This is a genomic window from Flavobacterium sp. GNP010, assembly GCF_056428945.1.
On sequence record NZ_JBWJVK010000006.1, the window covers coordinates 1 to 20740 of the forward strand.

Here is a 20740-nt window from a genome sequence, read left to right on the forward strand (position 1 = left end):
AGAACTATACCATCATTAACACTTTAGGTCAAATTATAAAAGCTAAAAAAATAGACTCAGAGGCTGACCTTAGTATCAATGTTTCCAATCTAACACAAGGGATCTATTTTTTAAAACTAACAAAAAATCAATCCGAAACTAAAACAATTCGGTTTATTAAAAAATAAATAACATAAAATGAACTAAAAAAGGATTGAAGTTTTCGGTCCTTTTTTAGTTTTATCAAATGGATACCTTAAATTTGTACCATTATAAAACACTTGCTTTGAAGATTTTTCACTCTATAAACGATTTCAACTCCACAAAAAAAACAATATTAACCTTAGGCACTTTTGATGGAGTACATATTGGGCATAAAAAAATCCTAAAAAAAATAACCAAAAATACGGAAAATCAAAAATACGAAAGTTTGGTCCTTACTTTTTTTCCGCATCCTAGAATGGTACTTCAAGAACATTCTGATATTAAGTTGCTCAATACAATTGACGAAAAAATTGATTTGTTAGAACAAATCGGCATAGAAAATCTAGTCATACATCCGTTTGACGAAGCGTTTTCGAGACTAACCGCTGAAGAATTTGTACTAAACATTCTAGTAAACCGCTTTCGGATCCAAAAAATAATTATTGGTCACGATCACAGATTTGGAAGAAATAGAACAGCAAATATTGATGATCTTATTGGCTATGGTAAAGAATATGGTTTTGAAGTAGAACAAATATCCGTTCAAGAAATAAATGATATTTCTGTGAGTTCTACAAAGATCAGAAATGCTTTGACTGCCGGCGATATGGATCTAGCAAATGATTACTTAGGTTATGATTATTTTCTAACAGGAAATATTATTCAAGGCAAAAAGCTGGGAAGAACCATAGATTTTCCAACTGCTAATTTAGAGATCGCAGAAGACTATAAATTAATACCACAAAATGGTGTTTACATTGTAAAAAGCACCATCAATGAGCAAATCGTATTTGGAATGATGAACATCGGGTTTAACCCAACAGTAAAGGGCGAAACTCAAACAATAGAAATTCATTATTTTGATTTTAACGCTGATCTATACAATCAAAAAATCAGTGTTTCTGTTTTGCATCGATTGCGTACAGAACAAAAATTCGACTCGATAGCGCTTCTAAAAGCACAACTCCAAAAAGACAAAAAAGCAGCATTAAGCTACTTGAACAAGTTTTAATTAAGTATAAAATCTTTCTTAATTTTCATAAAACATTACCTTTTTTTCTTTAAATTTGAAAATAATACATTTTTTATTCAAAAAAAATTCTTTTTCAACTTTTAAAAATGCTTGTTATGAAACTACCCAAAGAACTACTAAACGGAATCATTATAATACTAGGAATTGGAATCTATTTCTTAATCATGGAACTTTTGGGCCTAGCTGATATTTATATTCTTCGTGTTTTTAACGTGCTTTTTATTTTTTATGGTACTAATAGAACTCTTAAATCTAATTTTGCAGAAGGAAAAACTAATTTAGCGAGTAATTCTGTATCTGCATTAGCAACATCTTTGATAGGTGTTATCTTGAGCATAGCCGCCTTAGTTGCATATAGTTTTGCGAAAGGTGGAGAAAAATATATTGGATCATTATCTAAAACGTTTTTGTTTGGTGGTGAACCATCTGTAATGACGTATTCTATCTCTTTGTTATTTGAAGGAATTAGCTCAGCAATAATAGTAACTTTCATGCTACTTTTATATTGGGATACTCGCTATTCCTCTGACAAACATGGAAACAAATCTTAAAAAAATTAGTGTTAGCAAATAATATTTAAAACACCTCCGTCACATTAAATTATCGTTCACAGTTCCGTTGGTAAATACTAAACCGTGAATAACAGAAGAGGAGAATTAGAAATTAAAAAATTAGGTGCCGACTAATCATGTGATTTCTAAAATACCAAACCTCAACTAAAATAGCACTTAAATTCCTTTTCAATGGTATTGCATTGCTTCTTTAGAACAATTTAACTACTTTTGGGACACTAAAAAAGTGCATCGATGAGTATTACAAAACACAATTGGACGAAGGACGAAATTATCGCCATTTACAATAAACCCATGATGGATTTGCTTTTTGAAGCAGCTTCAATCCATAGAGAACACCACGATCCAAACGTGGTTCAAGTCTCGACCTTGTTATCCATAAAAACAGGCGGATGCCCTGAGGACTGCGGTTATTGTCCACAAGCAGCGCGTTACCATACTGAAATTGAAGGAAATGATTTAATGTCTGTTAGTCAAGTAAAAGCACAAGCTTTACGAGCAAAATCCAGTGGCTCCTCACGTGTATGTATGGGAGCAGCGTGGAGAAACGTAAAAGATGGCCCCGAATTTGACCAAGTGCTTGAAATGGTTCGTACCATAAACAAACTGGACATGGAAGTGTGCTGTACTCTAGGAATGATAACTGAAAATCAAGCACACCGATTAGCGGAAGCAGGATTGTATGCCTACAACCATAATTTAGACACCTCAGAAGAGTATTATAAAGAAGTGATTTCAACACGCGGATTTGAAGACCGTTTGCAAACTATAGAAAATGTTCGTAAAACGAATGTTACTGTATGCAGCGGAGGAATAATTGGCATGGGTGAAAGTATCGAAGACAGAGCCGGAATGCTGGTAGCACTTTCTACTTTGAACCCACAACCTGAATCAGTACCAATTAATGCTTTGGTTGCCGTGGAGGGCACTCCTATGGAAGAGGAAAAACCAGTTGAAATTTGGGAAATGATACGAATGGTAGCGACCACAAGAATCATCATGCCAGAAACTCAAGTGCGTTTATCAGCCGGGAGAATGAACATGAGTCGTGAGGGGCAAGCTATGTGCTTTTTTGCTGGTGCAAATTCTATTTTTGCAGGAGATAAATTATTGACTACACCAAATCCTGATGTAAATGAAGACATGAAAATGTTTGAAATGTTAGGTTTGAATCCACAAAAACCTTTCACAAAAGTCTCTCAACCACAAACCGTTGAAGCTGAAGACTCTCAATTTGCCCCATTAGGTGAAAAACCAAAATGGTCAAGACCAGGACATACAATTGAACGAAATCTTGAAGCATCTGGCAAAGAAAAATAAATTTAGAGTCCCTTTATCATACAAACCATCTGTTTAAAACAGGTGGTTTTTTTATGAAGTCAAATTAATAAATTACCTTCCGAACCATTGACAGACCATTTTGAAGAAGTATTGTTACCAAAACTACTTGATTTTTAGCTTTTACGGTAGAAACCAAAAAATCCATTTCATTTATATTGTTTTTAGCGAACATTTTTCGTCCCGCCAAATCATGTATTGCAATTGAATAGATATTTTCTTTTTTAGAATGTATGATCAACTGCTCGTTTTTACGAAACACTACAACTGATTCATTGTCTTTTACGAGATCATTCAATGCTAAAGTCTTATCAGTAAAACGCAAAACAAAACGTTCATTAAAAACTCCAACTGCAGTAGTAAAAGTGAAATTTTCGTTTTTTAAATTAACACTAGTATTATTAAATTTATCTTCGATAAAAACATTTTGGCTCGAAAAAAACGCATCGGTTTGATCTATTTTAATTGTAAATGAACCCGCTATGGTTGTAGAATATCCTAATTTTATTTCATCTGTTGCAGCAAAAGGCAAAGCCCTGCCTTGAATTGCTAAATATTTATCTTTAACAATGCTGTAAAAATCTAAATATTGGTTACCATTAAAACTTTCTCCATCAAATGAGGCATCTAATCCATTTGTTGCTCTATTTGCGTAACCCACTAATATTTGCTTAAAAGCGCCTTGATTATTAAATAAATTCAACCAAATTCGATGCTTCTCAACCTCATTTTGTTTTGCTTTCTTGTCCCCATTAAATCTAAAAAAACTAGAATTCTGTCCAAATAGCCGCATGGAATTATTAAACTTTAAGTCACCAGTATTATTTATACTTGTAACAAAAAAAGATTGGCCAGAGGCTATATTCCCGTCCGGTTTTGAAGTACTCACACCTGAACTCAACGCTGCATTCGTACCAACACCTCCCAGCAGATTATATGTTGCATAATCATCCGAAGTATATAAATTATTAGTTATAGCAGTATTATGTGTCCAGAGGTATATGGTTCCATCTAAATTGACACTGTTTTCAATTAAAAATAAATTGGCATCAAGAGCTGAGGGATAAGGATTTCCAACTAGATTCGACGTACCTGAAGCGCCAATAGGCACGGTCACCAGCCCGTTATTCGGAACTCCGGTAAATACCGCTTCGTGAATGGCAGTAACTGAAACCGAAAAAGATTCTGGGCCACGTATAATATATCCTTTTCCTAGTGTCATTACGGCATTTGCATCCTCACTTAACCAAGAATCTAATCCCGCATTAAATGAATAAAACTTATCTAAACGTGTATTGGGTGAAACATCAATCAATTTTTGATTTACAACAGGAGTAGACCAATAGGTATAATCCGTTTTCAGGATTGGTGTCGTTTTTCGCTTTAGCAGAATAATCCCCGTATTGATAACTTGATCTTCTGACTGATAAAGTGCCGCATTGTTTTCTAAAATCAAGGTACCCGCACCAGAATAATCAAAAACTAAACCCAAAGTATTTCCATTTGCTACAGTCACTGTATTTCCTGAACTAATAGAACATGAACATGCATTTATAGTGGAAATAGGTGTGTAACTAGCATTAAAAATAAGTGTTCTTTCTTCTGATGGCAATCCGTTACCCCAAGCTATTCCGTTCCATATAGAACTATTGGTACACAATTTAATACGGGCTACCCTATGCTTTGTTATGCCAGAAACAGAATTGAAACTTCCCCCGATAATTACTTTATGATTTACCGTAAAACAAGCACTATACAACGAGCCGTTTAAATTTACTAAAAAGGTTGGATCATAAACTCCAGATGAGAGTAATCTTAGCATTCGTTTTACAGCAAAACCATTAAACGTTCCAGAGAAAGTACCTCCTACTAACATCCGATCATCGGGTTGAACCAAAATACATCTCACGTCACCACTACTAAGACCAGTACCAGAATTGAAAGTTACATCTAAACTTCCGTCGCCATTTAGTCTCAGGATTCTCTTTGCGGAGAGACCTTTATACGTTAAAAATGCCCCTCCAACAATCAATTTATTATCAGATTGGAAAGCTAAAGCATATACATTTTTATCAAAACCACTGCCTATCGAAAAACTAGAATCAATACTTCCATCTGAATTTAAGCGAACTATTCGATTAAATGAATAAGTATTAAAGGTTGTGAAACGGCCACACAACACTATTTTTCCGTCTGGCTGAAGCACTATGGCTTCGACAATTGCATCTGCTCCTAGACCTGTGTTAAAAGTAAGGTCAATACTTCCATCGGGCAATAATCGGGCAATTCTATTCACTGCTATTCCATTGTAGCTTGTAAAATTTCCTGCTATAATTATTTTACCATCAGGTTGTAATTCAAGTGCATAAATAATATTATTAGCCCCAATTCCAGTTATAAAGCTTGGATCTAACATCCCAGTAGACAAAACTCTTGCTATTCTATTAGCAAGTAAACCGTTGTAAGATGTGAAAGTTCCAGCGATAACAACTTTATTGTCTGGTTGCAAAAGGGCACTTCGAACAGTATTATTTGCACCAATACCACCACTATTAAATGTAGAATCGATTGAACCATCATCCGCCAATCGTGCTATTCTGTTACAAAAGATACCATTAAATTTAGTAAAATTACCAAATGCCATCGTTTTATTATCGGATAATGCCAGCACCTTCAAAACCGAATTGTCAAAACCTACTCCAGCAGTGAGAAATGCAATATCTAAAGCTCCGAATGGATCAACTTTAGCCAAACGTCCTTGATTTTGCGAATCGAAAACAGAGAAAGAACCTGCTATATACCAAGAACTATCTCCTGCAATTGCAAGATCCAACACTGATGCAGAAAATGGACCAGCCCCAATATCAAATAAGGGATCCATGATTCCTAACGGATTTAAAACGATCATTCTATTAACATCAACTCCGTTATAAGTGCCTGTAAAAGAACCTCCAACCGCAATAAATCCAACTGCATTTAATTTAATAACCTCAACTACACCCGAACTAAATCCCAAACCTAAAACGAAAGTTCCATCAATTGAACCGTCCGTATTTAGGCGAATAATTTTATTAGCTGTATTTCCGTTATAACTTACAAAATCCCCACCCGCAATAATTTTTCCATCTGGCTGTATCGCAAGAGCTGACACTGAAGCGTTGAAGCCCAAACCTGTTGAAAATGAAAGATCTGGACTACCATCGGCATTTAGTCTAATTATTTTACTATTACTTATTCCGTTAAAAAAGTCAAAAGATCCTGAAAGAATGATTTTGCCATCCGGTTGTATCTGGACTTCTTCTACAACACCACTAGCACCTAATCCTATTACGAAATCAGTATCTACAGTGCCGCTAGGTAATAACCTAACAACACGATTAGCAGTAACTCCGTTGTATTTTGTAAAACTCCCTGCAACAATGATGCTCCCGTTTGATTGCAAAGCTAAACTATACACTATCCCACTACTGGCGGCTATCTGAGTATTGAAAGATGCGTCAATTGATCCGTCATTATTCAGTCGAATTAATCGGTTTGCAGCCACACCATTAAAGCTAGTAAATGCACCTCCTAAAAGTATTTTCCCGTCTGGCTGTAGTAAAGAACAATACACTTTACCATTAAAACTAGTCCCTAAATTAAAAAAGGTGTCTTTACTCCCGTCTTGAAACAATCGACATAAATAAGGAGTTGCAGTTCCGTTAAAATTGAGATAATCGCCCCCTACAATCAATTTACTATCGGATTGTACCGAAACTGTTCTAACGGTATTATCAAAACCATCCCCTTGCAAACCATCATCATAAACGTTAAATGTGGAGTCAGATTTTCCTTGCTGGGAATACGTCTTATTTTGAAGGGGGAAACCAAATACTATGATAAGAAATACTAAAACTATTTTCAAATTTAGAGGAACTTTATGCCATTATTACGGGACTTTTCTACCCATAAAATTTAAGCTTTGATTTATAAAGTCCTAAATTAGAGACAATAAAATTATTGTGCAATACCCACATTTAGTGATATTTACAAAAAAAAACCCAACTTAAATGAAATCAAGTTGGGTTAACATATCTATTTTACTAATGATCAAAGTAAGCTTTTACATAATTTTTTTAGTAATTACATTTCCATCCCCTAAAACTACTTTTACAATCAGGATTTGTTGTGTAATATTATTATTTACGATACGATATTCGGCACTGTTAATACTTTGTTTATCGAAAATTTTTCTTCCAAGTATATCAAAAATTGTGATTCGTTCTATAGATTCAGTTTCTGATTTTATTTTCAATTCATTTTTATATTTTGATATAATAATAGCATTTTCAAGCGGCGATACGCCATCAATCCCTAATGTCTTTTGAGTAAAACGCAATACAAAACGATCGTTAAAAGTACCTGCCTGAGTGGTAAAAGCGTAAGGTGCTATTTTTAAATCATGGACAATATTTAGTACTTTATCCTCAACAAATATATTTTGCGTTTTTAATATTCCATCCGTTTGATCGATTCCGATGTTAAAGTTTCCTGCTACAGAAGACCTAAAACCTAACTGCACTTCGTCATTTTCGTCAAAAGGCAATGCTCTACCTTGAATTACAAGGTTTTTCTCTTGATTAACACTGTAAAAGTCTACAAATTCATTTGCATCATACGTTTCACCATCATATCCATTATCAAAGTTATTTGTTGCTCCTGTCACATAACCCACTAAAGCCTGTTTAAAAGCACCTTCATTGTTAAATAAATTAAGCCAAACCCTATTTTGTTCAACAGCTGATGCTGTTTTGGCATTTTTAGTTGTTCTAAAAAACTGAGAATTCGTACCTGAAATTGCTCCCACACCTACTCTCATACTATTGTCAAACAAGATAGAACTTCCTGTGATAGAAACTTTACTACTGGCAAAAAAGGATTGTCCTGCTGCGATTTTACCCGTTGGGATATTCGGATTAGTAGCTGTTTTATCTGCATCGCTGGGTGCAGCGGCAGTTGCTGTTCCTCCTGTAAGATTGTACGACGCATAGTCATCGCCTGAATAAGCAAAGGTTCCTGAACCTGGATTAGATACTCCTATACCAATAGATGTATTGTGCGTCCAGAAATAAAGAGTTCCGTCTAATACTCCTGCATTGTCAGTTAAAAATTTATTAGCATCCAATGCTGATGGATAAGGATTTCCTATTAGATAGGATTTATCAGGAAAAATACCTGATAGCGAATAGTTTCCATTATTTGGAACACCATTAAAAGTAGCAAGATAAGGACCTGGAGGCCATGGTAAACTTGTAATTGTTGTTTCTGGCCCTCTGATTATATATCCTTTCCCTTCTGACATAATAGTTGCAGATGATTCTTGTTTCCAGTCTTCTGATCCTGCCGCAACTTCGTAAGAATAAAATTTACCATTTAATGTTCTGGGTGAAACACCACCTAATGTAAATCCTAATACAGGTGAAGACCAATAGGTATAATCTGTATTTCGTATTGGGGTTGTAAGCCTTTTGTAATTGATATTCCCTATATTAACAACATTATTAATTTGTACTAGACTTGCATCGTCTTCAAATGTTAATGTACCAGACCCATTTACAGTAAGCTTATCTTGAAGTTTAAGCGTAACTCCTGATGCAACTGTTGCAACAACACCTGTGTTGACCGTACAATTGCAAAGCTCCACATTAGTAGCTATGGCTGTATTAGAGTTTATAATACCTAGCATATCAATAGTAGGTGTCACTGACCAAGTAGATCCTGAATAGGTTGTAGTAATTACGGGATCAATTATCACATTTCCTGTAGGCGTAGAGGTACAAGTCCCACTTGTTATAGCAAAGGCGTAGGTTCCAGGTGCTAGACCGGTAATAGTTGTTTCTGATCCTGTACCAGTAATTGATTCGCTTGACGAGCCACTTCTAACTATTGTCCAAGAACCAGAAGGCAAACCAGTTAATCGAACACTTCCTGATGTAGTAATGCAATTTGGCTGAACCGTTGTTGCTACAATAGGTTTTTCTAGAGGCACGAAAGATGACGAAAACCGAACTCTTGCCTGACCCGCAGCTTCAAAATACTCTAAAACAAAATTGGTATTCCCACTAAGATAAACTGAATAAGTTAGTTCTTGATATGCATGTATAGTCCAGTCATTTATAACATATGTAGCACCCCCATCTAAACTTAAACGATACCCATCATCGGCACCTACGGTAAAAGTATAGCATCCTGCTGGCAAATTCCTATTCATTTTAAAACGGACAGCATAATTATCCGCATAAGAACCACATATACCTGTCCCCGAAATAGAAGCATTAGCAAGATTTAAGTCAAATGTTTCTAATTGAGAAATGCTACCTACAAAATTCGTACTAAAGTTACTATTTTCTGGATTTGCACCTGGATAGACATACCCTATCCAAGAATTATTACCATACGATACTTGATCTCCTATTGCTGTTCCCACTGTGATGGTTGCACTACCAGTTAAGTTTGTCGAGCAATTTGTAGAACTTGGATTTGATACATTCACAAGATTATAAACAAAATTCCCTGTTGTTGCAGTTGAAATCGTTATGTTGACTGATGCATTTGCCCCTACCGGAACCACGACATTTGTTCCTCCATTGATATTGTATGTCACATTCACATTATATGCTTGTGGATTTGAAATTGTAACAACTGGAGCTGTTGCCCCAACGCATACCGAAGCAGTTCCTGAAATACTTGCATTAGTTGGCAAATCGAATACTTGTACAGGCAAAGTTCTAATGGCACTGCTACCACATCCATTCACAGCTGCTACTTGTAAATCTCCTGCTGTTGCAGTGGATGTAAACGTTACGGCAACTGACAAACCGTTTCCAGCTGGAGTAATTACCCAGCCTGTAGCGCTAGTGGTCCAAGTATAGCTTGTTGCATTAGTTACTGGAGCAATACTAAAAGACCCGGTTGCAACCTTACATTGATTGGCCGAACCAGTAATAGTATCGGGAATAGCAGGTATACCATTACTAGTTGCTACAGTTACTGCGCTTGTAAAAAATTCGCATGTTCCAGAACCTAATGTTGTAGGCCTAAAAATTCTTCTAAAATAGCGCACATTATTGGGAGCACCTGCACCAACAGCAACTGCCGGCACAGTGTAGTCTCGAGCTGTAGCCCCCGAAATATTAGAAAAAATTGTATTATCCGTTGATGATTGCCACTGATAAGCGGTATTAGTGTTTGCGTTACAACTAATAAGATTTGAACCTATTATAGTAGTAGTTCCATTCGAACACAAAGCCACATTGGGTGCACTAGAAATAGTATTACCTGAACCATCAAAGGGAGTTAAACTAAAACCTAAAACATTCCCTCCAGCATTTTCATAATAATCTAAAACTATAACACTATTACCTGTTAGATTTATCAAATTGTTGCAATATGAAGTATTCCCTTGCTCTACCCAACGATCGAAAACGCGCACGCCGTCAACATAAACGCGCACTCCATCATCACCATTGACATTCAAAACGTAACAACCAGCTGTTCTGGTAGATCTCATACGATATCTAACTGCAAATGACTCCGTGTAGATTGAAGTTCCAGAAGAACTATTCTTTGTAATGGGCAAACAAGCTGTATTACCACCAAAAGTAGCACTAATTGTTTCCGAAGGAACTGTAAAAAATCCTTCATAATTTGCATTTGTAAAAGGAACCGTATTTGTAGATAAAGGATTTGGTGATGGAAAGCCTCCAGGACTACCTCCTCCACTATAATTATAAACATGTCCTATCCACTGATTTACACCCAAAGCTGTTTGATCATCTGTAGCATTTCCTCTTATAACTTCAAACATCGATATTGATCCTGCTGTATCAACAGTATTGTCATTAACACAGGCCCCCCTAGACACAAGCACTTTTATTTGCCCTGTAATTGGTGATACCCAGTTCAAAATCGATACACCTGATGCACCTGAAATAAAACCTCCCGCAAGACTCGAATCATTAGCGGCATTAAGAATTGTTATGTTTTCATTGTTCGAAAAAAGATTTCCAATAGTAAAGCGATAAGTAGATCCTAGCAACACATTTACTAAAGCATATTGACCAGCACTTACATTTGCAGTATTTATAGGTGTTCCAATACATGACGGGAAAGTATATGTGCCCACAGATGTAAGCGGTGTTCCCGTAAATGCACATTGTGAATAACTCGATGAAAAACACATTAAACCGATTATTAATAAAAGTAATTTTTTATTCATATCAGAGGGTTATGAGAGGGTAATCATATTTTATATTTAGGCGTAGTATTTCAGATTTTATAAATACATACAAAATAGCAACATATTTTAATTTAAAAACAAATTAATCGATGTACTACTTTTTTTAACGATGAAGCACACAATAACCACCATACAGAATGACTTATTAAAAACTTCTATGCAATTAGCTTTATCCAAATAATAAATTTTAAGTTTTAATAAAAAAATACTGATAAATAACATTAAAAGGATTTGAAAATTGGTTTGATCTTAGCGTGATTTACGAATAATTTTACCAATCAAATTTGGATTTGAATCGCTATCGTTAATATTTGTTTATCACCAGTTTATACTCTAATCAAATCTTTATTAACCATCGTCAATCAGACAATGTTACTTTTCAAAAAAACTCCTCCAATAGGTTATTAGGTCCTATTGTTGCATTTTTGCTCTTTTATTAAAAATCTTAACTATGAAAGATGTTTTTTCTGTTCAGGAGGCTTTAAAAAAAATAGAGCATTATTGCGCCTATCAGGAACGATGCCATGACGAAGTGGTTCAAAAACTACGAACTATGAAAATGGATACTGATGAAATTGACACCATTATTGTCAAACTCATACAAGATAATTTCTTGAACGAGAGTCGCTTTGCGTGCAGTTTTGCTAGAGGAAAGCATCGCATTAAATTTTGGGGGAAAATCAGAATTGTAAACGAACTCAAATTCCGTAACATAGGCCAATACAACATCAATCTAGCGCTAAAAGAAATTTCAAATGAGGAATATTTAGACACTTTTGATAAAATAGCTCTACGGAATTGGGACAGCATCAAAGAAACTAATCTTCAAAAAAAGAGAAAAAAATTCTGTGATTACTTACTCCGAAAAGGGTTTGAAAGCAACTTGATTTATGACAAGGCAAAAGAACTAGAGCGACAGTAAAACACTCACCGCATTACCTCCAAAACCTACTGCATTGATCAATACTTTTCTAATTGGTTTCGTTTGTTTTTGTGCCTCCGCAAAAGGAACTCCAATAAACGTATTGTGTTGCATCATTAAGATAGCAAGTTCCATACTCAAAATCCCGGAAGCACCAAAAGTGTGTCCAATTTTCCACTTATTGGTAGTCAATAAAGGCAGGCTTGTACCAAAGATTTTCTCAATTGCTTTATATTCTGTAATGTCACCTTTTATCGTTCCAGGGGCATGCATGACAACAACATCCACTTCTGATAAATCGGTATTTTCTAAAGCCATTTTCATCGATTTTTGAAAGCAAGTTGCTTCTGCTGAAATCGAAATATTGTGTTCCAGAACTTCTGTCGCATACCCTATACCTTCGATAAAGGCCAATGCATTTTCTTTTTTTCCGTTTTCTAAACAGCAAACACCTGCTCCTTCTCCTAAAATCATCGTACTTTGTGTTTTGTTTAAATCGAAAGCACGATTAGGATATGCCTCTTCGCTGCGAGAATAAATCTTGAGCGCACGCATTTGAGCGATCGTGAAATCCGTTAATGGCGCTTCACTACCACCAACCAAAAACTTATCAGCCATTCCGGATCGGAGCCAAGCCACGCCGTTTAGAACTGCATGTAAAGCAGTAGAACAGGTAATAGAATGTGAAATTTCTGGACCGGAACTTTGCAAATCATGGGCAACCCATGAAGAAATGTTTCCCAAAGTCGTGGTTGGAGAAGCCAAAGTTTGTGCTTTGCCAGTTTTTATATACTCCTGATGGTGTTTTTCAAATAAATCTGTTGCACCACGAGAGGAACCCATGTTGATTCCAAAAACGTCATTTGAAGACCAACCTGCCTGCTGAACTGCTTTTCGGGAAACTTCGATAGCATAAAGAACCGATTTGTCAAGGAATTTATATTTGGTATCTGACATTTTAAGCGCTTCTATTCCATCAACAGCGTCTACACTTAGTGGTGCTATAAATGTTGCTGCATTATCTTTTATTTCTTTAACAAAATAATGTTTATCATTGAGATAATTTTGCCAGATTACAGTAGGATCGTTTCCTAATGGAGATATTGATGAAAGTGCGGTAATAGATATTATTTGTGACAAGATGTTTGGATTTTATTACGCAAAGATTCGAAGAGAATTTTCGCAGAGATTCACAAAATTCAAAAAGAGAAATCAGCTTGGCGAAACTTAATTTTTCACTTTGTGACTTTGAGCAATAATTTTTTATTTACCCACAAAGGTCGCAAAGTTTTTCGCAAAGTGCGCAAGGTTTACCTCCGAATAGCGAACTTTAGATTACTTTGAGTACTTTATATTTCTAATATTGACTTGCAAGTCCGAGACATGTTTAGATTTCACAGCAGTATCTGATTGAAAACAGGGTTCTTTTTAGCCCTGATAGCAGTGAAAATCCTTTATTGCCTCCTTTCTTTAAGGAGGCAATAAAGATTGTAGCGAATAGCAGGAATAGCTACAAATTTAAACTACATCAAGGGCTTCTTCGACTACCTGATATACTTTTTGCAACTGCTGTTCCGTAATGACATAAGGAGGTAAAATGTAAACGATATTCCCGACAGGTCGCAAAATCACTCCGTTTTCGATAAAAAAATCATAGAGCTTGTTGCGTAATGTTCCATAATAAGTCGCCGTACTTTCGGTTTTAATTTCTAAAGCAAAAATGACTCCCAAAACTCGGGTTGTCGATACTTGCGGATGATTTTTGACACGCTTTTCAAATTCCAAATGACTATGATTAACGCGAACAATATTGGCTTGCATTTCACTGGTTTGTAACAATTCTAAACTAGCTAATGCTGCCGCGCAACCCGTAGGATTTGCAGTAAAAGTATGCCCGTGAAATAATGCCTTATTTATATCATCATCATAAAAAGCATCAAATAAGTCTTGTGTAAAAGTCGTAATTGCCATTGGGATGGTTCCGCCTGTCAATGCTTTAGACAAGCACATCATGTCTGGTTTTTCTACCAAATAATCTGTCGCAAATATTTTTCCGGTTTTTCCAAAGCCTGTCATCACTTCGTCTGCAATCGTAAGAACGCCATTTTCTTTACAAATCTGCATCAATTTATCTAATGATTCTGGCTCATAAATTACCATTCCAGCGGCACCTTGCACCAAAGGCTCATAAATAAAACCCGCGCAATTGTTGTTTTTTAGTATAGATTGTAAAGCATCGTAACTTTCCTGTTCCTGTCCTTTCACTGGAACGGGAATCCGAACTATATCGATAAACATGCCTTGAAAAGCTTCTACAAAAAAGGAAATTCCACTAGCTGCCATTGCTCCAAAAGTGTCTCCATGAAAAGCATTTTCGAAAGCAATTATTGTCGTTTTCTTTTGCCCTTTATTGAAGAAATACTGCAAAGCGACTTTAATCGCAACTTCAACAGCTGTTGATCCATTATCAGAGAAGAATATTTTTTGTTGGTTTTTTGGCAAAATCTCCATCAGCTTCTCGGCTACTTCAATTGCAGGCTCGTGTGTAAAACCACCAAACAAAACATGTTCTAATGTTGTCAGCTGCTTGTAAATGGCATCAGCAATAAATGTATTTGAATGCCCATAAGGATTAACCCACCACGAAGCGATTGCATCAATGTATTCTTTATTATTTTCATCCCAAAGCAAAGCTCCTTTACCTTTTTTAATGGCAATTGGCAACGCTGCTGTTTTATGCTGGGTATACGGATGCCAAAGATATTGGCCATCTCTTTCTGTAAGCCCCCTACCCCCCGAAGGGGGAATGTTTGTGCTACTCATAATTATAAATTCAACAAATTTTCCCGAAACAAATCAGCATATTCTTTAATTACATTTTGATCAAAATAGGGTTCTTGTTCTATTCTTCCAATACATTTTATACCCGTTTTACTCAAAATTATTTCTTCTGTAGCTTTGTTTTCATCTCCGGAGAAAACAATCCCTGCTACTGCTATTTTTCTGTTTTGCAAAGCTTCAATAGTCAACAGAGTATGATTAATACTTCCTAAATAATGCCGAGAAACAACAATTACTTTATAATCGGGCTGAATCAGATCAATTACACAATCACTTGAATTTAATGGAACAAAAACACCTCCCGCTCCTTCAACGACCAAATGATTATCGGTTATGGGGTCAATAATTTTAGTTAAATCAATGGTAATTCCATCACGTTCTGCAGCAAAATGTGGACTCGCAGGCGTATTCAAAGCATAGCTATTGGGATGAATTACCGTTTTTTCATTAGACAAAAATAGTTTGACTTTATGACTATCAGAATTTTCTAAATCGCCAGCTTGTATGGGTTTCCAATAATCTGCTTCTAAAGCTTCTGTAATAATGGCTGATGCAATGGTTTTACCTACGTCGGTTCCAATTCCTGTGATGAATAGTTTCATGATTTATATTTAATTGCAAAGGTCGCAAAGTTTTTTGCAAAATTCTTAGCCTTTTCTAATAAAAAAAAACAGCTAATTAAAGCTGTTTTCTAAGTTATTCTTTTAATTCGTCCAATACTTTTCTGATTTGCTTAGCATATTTCCCGTAAAACGACTGTACCCAGATTTCTGTTACAAATCCTATAAGAATAATAGCGAAAATTAAAATTAGAAGTAGTACAAACAATTTATTTTGCTGTATTTGACCTGATAGAAGGTCGGCAAATTTTGGAATTTTATGATATATATATCCAACAAAAAATAGCACAAAAAAAGGAAGAAGTGAAAAAGTAAATGTTTTATACAACTCCATATTTAATCGTATATCAAAATAAGTTTCATATAAACTATCTTTTGAATTCAGAGTACTTTTATTTAACCTATTATAAAAGAAAAGTAATTTCCCTAAATAATAAATACTAATAGCGACCATGATTGCATAAATTAAATAATACGGTGCAATCATTGGTGCTGGGAATCGAGGCCCCATTGGAATAAACCCAAAGCATATCATTGCTATTGTTTGTATGATAAGTTCAAAACGTAAATTTTTTCTAACCTTATCAATAGGCATATTAGCCGATTTTAATTTTTCTAAATTATTAGGAAGTACAATGTTTTCTGAATTATCGTTGCTCCAAGCGGATTGTATGTCGTTAAAGTCCATATCCTTGATTTTTAATTATTTCTTTTAATTTTTCTTTTGCTCTGTTTAATTTAACTCTTGCATTCCCTTCAGAGATACCTAAATTATCCCCAATTTCCTTATGCGAAAAACCCTCCAGTTGATAAAAAATGATAGCCTTATCTATTTTTTCTAATTTCTGAACTGCTTTGTAAAAATGTTCTATTTGGCTCTCCTTAATTTCTGAATCGTCAGTTTCTTCTTTAATGTTTTCGGATGCTATTTCGTATTTATCAACTTTCCTCTTTTCTTTCTTTAGAAAAACGATAGCTGTATTAATGGCTACCCGATACATCCAAGTCGAAAACTGACTTTCATTCCTAAACGAATCATACGATTTCCAAAGTTGACAAACAATCTCCTGAAACAAATCCTGTTGATCATCATGATTGTCCATATACATTTTGGAAACCTTGTACAGTATTCCTTTATGCTTTTCGATGCGTGTTAAAAAATCTTGTTCTTTTGCCTTCAAAATATTAGTTCAATATAGGTTTTACAGTATAACCCGCTTTTCTCAATAAGTTTATTACTCCCTGTTCTCCCAATAAATGTGCGGCTCCAACTGCAAAAAAAGTGCTTTTATCTTTCATCATATCTGGCATTTTCAAAGCCCAGTTTGTATTTCGAACCTCTAACATCCATTTTTTTGCGTTTTCATTCATCACCTTTGGAGCCGTAATGTCTTTATATAATTCTGGAAGGTTTTCCTGAATGTAATTTTGAACTAACTTTTTTGTGCTATCGTCATTTGATTCCTGTAACATTGTAATCATTTCCGCATCAGAATAAGCTTTGCTATAGAAATCCATTTGTGCTTGAAGTGTTTCAAATCCAGTAACATTTTTATTAGAATCTTTGGCCATTGCAATAAATTCCATTTCATAAATTTTAATATCACCACACCCAAAAGATTTCATCGTCATTAAACTCATTACTGTCATTAAACTAAACTTGTCAACTTGTTTGACTGTCATTCCTGTTCGCTTTTGTAATAAAGCATCAAGGTCATTCAATTGTTCTGGGCTCAATTTGTTACTTAATGGTTCTTTTCCATAGGCCAGTTGTTGAGCAGCACTCAATTCCTTAGGATCAGATAAATTAACCTCTAAGACTAAATTATCAGAAGCAGTAAATGCTTTTTTCGTTTTATCAGATAGGAAATAATCATTCCCACAAATCATGTGAATGGTGCCATATAAATAAGAGGATTTCGACAACCCATTTCCTGAAATTTCCCATAAAAGAGATTTATCATTTGAATTGTCTAACACTGATTTTTTTGTTTGCGCAAAAACTCCACTTGAAATTAATAATACTGCTACTACTGCAATTGATTTGAATATTTTTTTCATAATAATTTAATTTTTGATTGATTTAGATGATTGAAACTCGTTAAGATTATTTAGTATATTTTGTTCTTAAAACAGAAAACACACCTGCCAAAAAGAAGCAAGACATTATCAATAGCATATCCAAAATTGGTTTATTATAAACATATTGGTTTACTATAGCGTAGCCAAGTCCAATTGAGCTGATAAAAATCATAACAGGTCCGAAATCATTTCTTTCGCTAAATTTTTTTGTGGTTTTTGTTTTCATAATGGTTTTGTTTATTTGATTACCATTCGTAAGTAATTAAACAAGCAAAACGTTACAAAAAAATTAAAAATTTTTAAAGAAGTGAGAGAATACAATGCATCACAGCCGAAATTTCTTCGGGTGAATTATAACTATGCAAACAAAAACGCAAGCGTTCCTGTCCCTCTGGCACGGTTGGCGAAAGAATGGCTTTTACATCAAATCCATTTTCCTGCAATTGGGTTGCTATCGCTTTTACTTTTTCATTTCCGGGAATGATAGCGGATTGTATGGCTGATTTGCTGCGGACAAAAAGCGGTTTTAATCCCAACAAATTCTTTTCCTTATTGAAATAAATGATGTTTTCTCGCAGTACTTCAATATTATTTTTCTGTTTTTCTAAGTAGGTATACGCAACCAAAATCGTGGCAACAGAATGAGGCGAAAGCCCAGTGGTATAAATAAAACTTCGGGCAAAATTTATTAAATATTCCCTCAATTCAACAGAACCTAAAATCGCAGCACCATGACATCCCAATCCTTTTCCGAAAGTCATAATTCGAGCAAAAACGTGATCTTGTAAATTCAACATTTGAACGAATCCTTCGCCTGTTGAACCAAAAACACCCAAAGCATGCGCTTCATCAACAACAAGATAACACTGGTGTTTATTTGAAACCAAAATTAATTCTTCTAGATTTGGACAATCACCATCCATTGAAAAAACAGATTCAGTGACAATATAAATAGTGGTATCTGGATTCCGTAAAATCAGCTTTTCTAAATCTTCAAAATCATTATGATTGAACTTGTAGGCTTTCGCATTTGAGAGCTGGATTCCGTCCCGAATAGATGCATGACACAATTCATCGTATAAAATCAAATCTCCTTTTTGTGGAACTGATCCAAAAAAACCAACGTTAGCATCGTAACCAGAATTGAAAATTAACGCGGTTTCTGAATTGTGGAAATTGGCAATAAAGTCTTCTGTTTCTTGATACAGTTTATGGTTACCAGACAATAATCGGGAACCAGTTGCTCCGTTAATTTTGATTTTTCTATTCAATAATAATTGATGTACTTCATCAAAAATACCTTCGTTTATCGAAAAACCTAAATAATCGTTAGAAGCAAAATCAGTCATTTTACATGGCAAAGACAATTGTCGCAAAGCATTATTTTGCTTTCGAGTCTCCAATTTAGCGTACAGATTTTTGGGGAAATTCATATATGCAAAGTTATTGATTTAATGTTTAAAAAATAGCACACGGATGACACAGATTAAACAGATTAAAATAATTTTTAAAATAATAATTATTGTTAATTAGTGTTTTATTATTGTTTATCAATATTTATTATATATTTGTGGTAAACTTTTATACTTAAATCTTATGAGAAAATTATATTTATTGAAAGCAATTATTGATTTCGTTTGGATTATGGCTTTAATCTCCGTTCCGTTCTTGATGATTTTTGTCGGGTATTTATTGATTTCAAATGAACCGTTTGATGTTCCAATAAAGTTGAATGGTATCAAAATAACTGTTTTGGACCTCAATGCTAAAATTGTTTTATTTTTTGCAACCTTGTCTTATCTCGTACTATTGTATGGTTTATATCTAATAAAAACACTGCTCCGATTGTTTCAGTTGAAAATTATTTTTGATAACAAAATAATCTTTTACTTCAATCGAATTGGAAATCTATTTATACTTTCCGGATTTGTATCGGGAATTCCTGCTTTCTTTTATAAAGTAGCACAAGGTGAAATAAAAATAGAAATTGGAGCAAATCCTTTCCTTTATCTTGTTTCTCTTGGATTATTTTTTACGGTTTTAGCCGAAGTTTTTAAAATGGGGAAACAATTGAAAGAAGAAAACGAACTAACCATATAATTATGCCAATCATAGTAAACCTTGACGTGATGCTTGCCAAAAAAAAAATGCGTTCCAATGAACTCGCCGATCGAATGGGAATTACCACCGCCAATCTATCAATTTTAAAAACCGGAAAAGCAAAGGCGATTCGGTTCTCGACTTTAGAACTGATTTGTGAAATTCTAGAATGTCAACCAGGAGACATTTTGGAGTTTGTAAGGGACGAATAATTCCTTATTTCTGCATTTTAGCCCAGATTGAAATGGAAAGCCTCGCAAAAGGAAACACTATTTTTTGTAGAAGTGGCACAGCGACCAGAGGAAGCTCGTGGCGGTTATAACAAAAAAGTGTTTCCTTTAAGAGCTTGTATTGAAAAGCGGGAAACAGCTCCAAAAAAAAAGCCTAACAATTACGTTAGGCTCTATTTATATTCTGAATTGTTTTAGTCAACTAGCACAATTACTTTATTATCTTTCATCTCAATTGTTCCGGACTGGATAGCTATCGTATAATTTTGTTCATCTAGCTTCGTAAATTTTGTAGCTACTTCCTTAGCAAAGGCAAAAGTAGAAGCTGTAATTTTCACAACACCTTTTCCTAAAATAGATACAATTGGAGCGTGATTATTCAAAATCTGAAAGCTTCCATCAACTCCTGGTAGTGTAACCGAAGTCACTTCTGCCGAAAATAATTTTGCTTCTGGTGATACTATTTCTAATAACATATTTCTTTTTAGTTTAAAGTTTAAAGTTTAAAAGTTTAAAGTTACGAGTGAACCTTAAACTTTAA

At 34.8% G+C, this 20740-nt stretch carries 18 protein-coding genes; 7 read left to right on the forward strand and 11 right to left on the reverse strand.

The features are described from left to right. Positions 1-14: 14 nt before the first annotated feature. The 4 genes from AC061C_RS03365 to bioB all read left to right on the forward strand — a co-directional run bounded on the left by AC061C_RS03365 (position 15) and on the right by bioB (position 3108). A complete protein-coding gene (locus AC061C_RS03365) occupies positions 15-167 on the forward strand; it encodes a T9SS type A sorting domain-containing protein (protein ID WP_478290125.1) in 153 nt (50 codons plus the stop codon). Between the two features lie 98 nt (positions 168-265). Continuing rightward, positions 266-1195: a bifunctional riboflavin kinase/FAD synthetase gene (locus AC061C_RS03370; RefSeq protein WP_478290126.1), complete on the forward strand. Its 930-nt coding sequence runs from the start codon at positions 266-268 to the stop codon at positions 1193-1195. Positions 1196-1311: 116 nt separating this feature from the next. After that, entirely contained in the window at positions 1312-1767 is a 456-nt protein-coding gene (locus tag AC061C_RS03375) for a hypothetical protein (RefSeq protein ID WP_478290037.1), read from the forward strand. A gap of 255 nt (positions 1768-2022) precedes the next feature. Next, on the forward strand, positions 2023-3108 hold the full coding sequence (gene bioB, locus AC061C_RS03380) for a biotin synthase BioB (protein ID WP_099713823.1): 1086 nt from the start codon (positions 2023-2025) through the stop codon (positions 3106-3108). 64 nt (positions 3109-3172) lie between these two features. On the opposite strand, the gene AC061C_RS03385 is transcribed toward bioB, so the two are convergent. Then, on the reverse strand, positions 3173-7030 hold the full coding sequence (locus AC061C_RS03385) for a RemA C-terminal-like gliding motility protein (protein ID WP_478290038.1): 3858 nt from the start codon (positions 7028-7030) through the stop codon (positions 3173-3175). A gap of 198 nt (positions 7031-7228) precedes the next feature. Then, positions 7229-11383, reverse strand: a complete 4155-nt coding sequence (locus AC061C_RS03390) for a RemA C-terminal-like gliding motility protein (protein WP_478290039.1) — start codon at positions 11381-11383, stop codon at positions 7229-7231. Positions 11384-11855: 472 nt separating this feature from the next. Here AC061C_RS03390 and AC061C_RS03395 point away from each other — a divergent pair, with 472 nt between their 5' ends. Then, a complete protein-coding gene (locus AC061C_RS03395) occupies positions 11856-12326 on the forward strand; it encodes a regulatory protein RecX (RefSeq protein ID WP_478290040.1) in 471 nt (156 codons plus the stop codon). Here the strand turns inward: AC061C_RS03395 and AC061C_RS03400 are convergent. The 8 genes from AC061C_RS03400 to AC061C_RS03435 form a co-directional block, all read right to left on the reverse strand. Then, complete coding sequence (locus tag AC061C_RS03400; RefSeq protein ID WP_478290041.1) at positions 12312-13466, reverse strand: beta-ketoacyl synthase N-terminal-like domain-containing protein; 1155 nt, start codon at positions 13464-13466, stop codon at positions 12312-12314. The genes AC061C_RS03395 and AC061C_RS03400 overlap by 15 nt on opposite strands. 378 nt (positions 13467-13844) lie before the next feature. Beyond that, a complete protein-coding gene (gene bioA / locus AC061C_RS03405) occupies positions 13845-15149 on the reverse strand; it encodes an adenosylmethionine--8-amino-7-oxononanoate transaminase (protein ID WP_478290042.1) in 1305 nt (434 codons plus the stop codon). A 2-nt stretch (positions 15150-15151) separates the two neighbouring features. After that, a complete protein-coding gene (bioD, locus tag AC061C_RS03410) occupies positions 15152-15769 on the reverse strand; it encodes a dethiobiotin synthase (RefSeq protein WP_478290043.1) in 618 nt (205 codons plus the stop codon). A 94-nt stretch (positions 15770-15863) separates the two neighbouring features. Beyond that, entirely contained in the window at positions 15864-16475 is a 612-nt protein-coding gene (locus tag AC061C_RS03415; RefSeq protein WP_478290044.1) for a hypothetical protein, read from the reverse strand. Continuing rightward, the gene (locus tag AC061C_RS03420) at positions 16465-16968 is read right to left on the reverse strand and encodes an RNA polymerase sigma factor (RefSeq protein ID WP_309757597.1); all 504 of its coding nucleotides are present in this window, start codon (positions 16966-16968) and stop codon (positions 16465-16467) included. The genes AC061C_RS03415 and AC061C_RS03420 overlap by 11 nt, the downstream gene beginning before the upstream one ends. Positions 16969-16972: 4 nt before the next feature. After that, positions 16973-17848 carry a TraB/GumN family protein gene (locus tag AC061C_RS03425; RefSeq protein WP_478290045.1) on the reverse strand — a complete coding sequence of 292 codons (876 nt, stop codon included), beginning with the start codon at positions 17846-17848 and terminating at the stop codon, positions 16973-16975. A gap of 46 nt (positions 17849-17894) precedes the next feature. Beyond that, the gene (locus AC061C_RS03430; RefSeq protein WP_478290046.1) at positions 17895-18095 is read right to left on the reverse strand and encodes a hypothetical protein; all 201 of its coding nucleotides are present in this window, start codon (positions 18093-18095) and stop codon (positions 17895-17897) included. A gap of 73 nt (positions 18096-18168) precedes the next feature. Next, positions 18169-19302 (reverse strand): aminotransferase class I/II-fold pyridoxal phosphate-dependent enzyme, encoded by a 1134-nt coding sequence (locus AC061C_RS03435; protein WP_478290047.1) that lies wholly within the window; start codon positions 19300-19302, stop codon positions 18169-18171. Between the two features lie 163 nt (positions 19303-19465). Here AC061C_RS03435 and AC061C_RS03440 point away from each other — a divergent pair, with 163 nt between their 5' ends. Together AC061C_RS03440 and AC061C_RS03445 are read left to right on the forward strand one after the other, a co-directional pair. Beyond that, complete coding sequence (locus AC061C_RS03440) at positions 19466-19969, forward strand: DUF2975 domain-containing protein (protein ID WP_478290048.1); 504 nt, start codon at positions 19466-19468, stop codon at positions 19967-19969. A 2-nt stretch (positions 19970-19971) separates the two neighbouring features. Beyond that, positions 19972-20181 (forward strand): helix-turn-helix domain-containing protein, encoded by a 210-nt coding sequence (locus AC061C_RS03445; protein WP_478290049.1) that lies wholly within the window; start codon positions 19972-19974, stop codon positions 20179-20181. Between the two features lie 212 nt (positions 20182-20393). Here the strand turns inward: AC061C_RS03445 and AC061C_RS03450 are convergent, their stop codons facing one another. Further along, positions 20394-20675 (reverse strand): FoF1 ATP synthase subunit delta/epsilon, encoded by a 282-nt coding sequence (locus tag AC061C_RS03450; protein ID WP_417944244.1) that lies wholly within the window; start codon positions 20673-20675, stop codon positions 20394-20396. Positions 20676-20740: the final 65 nt, after the last annotated feature.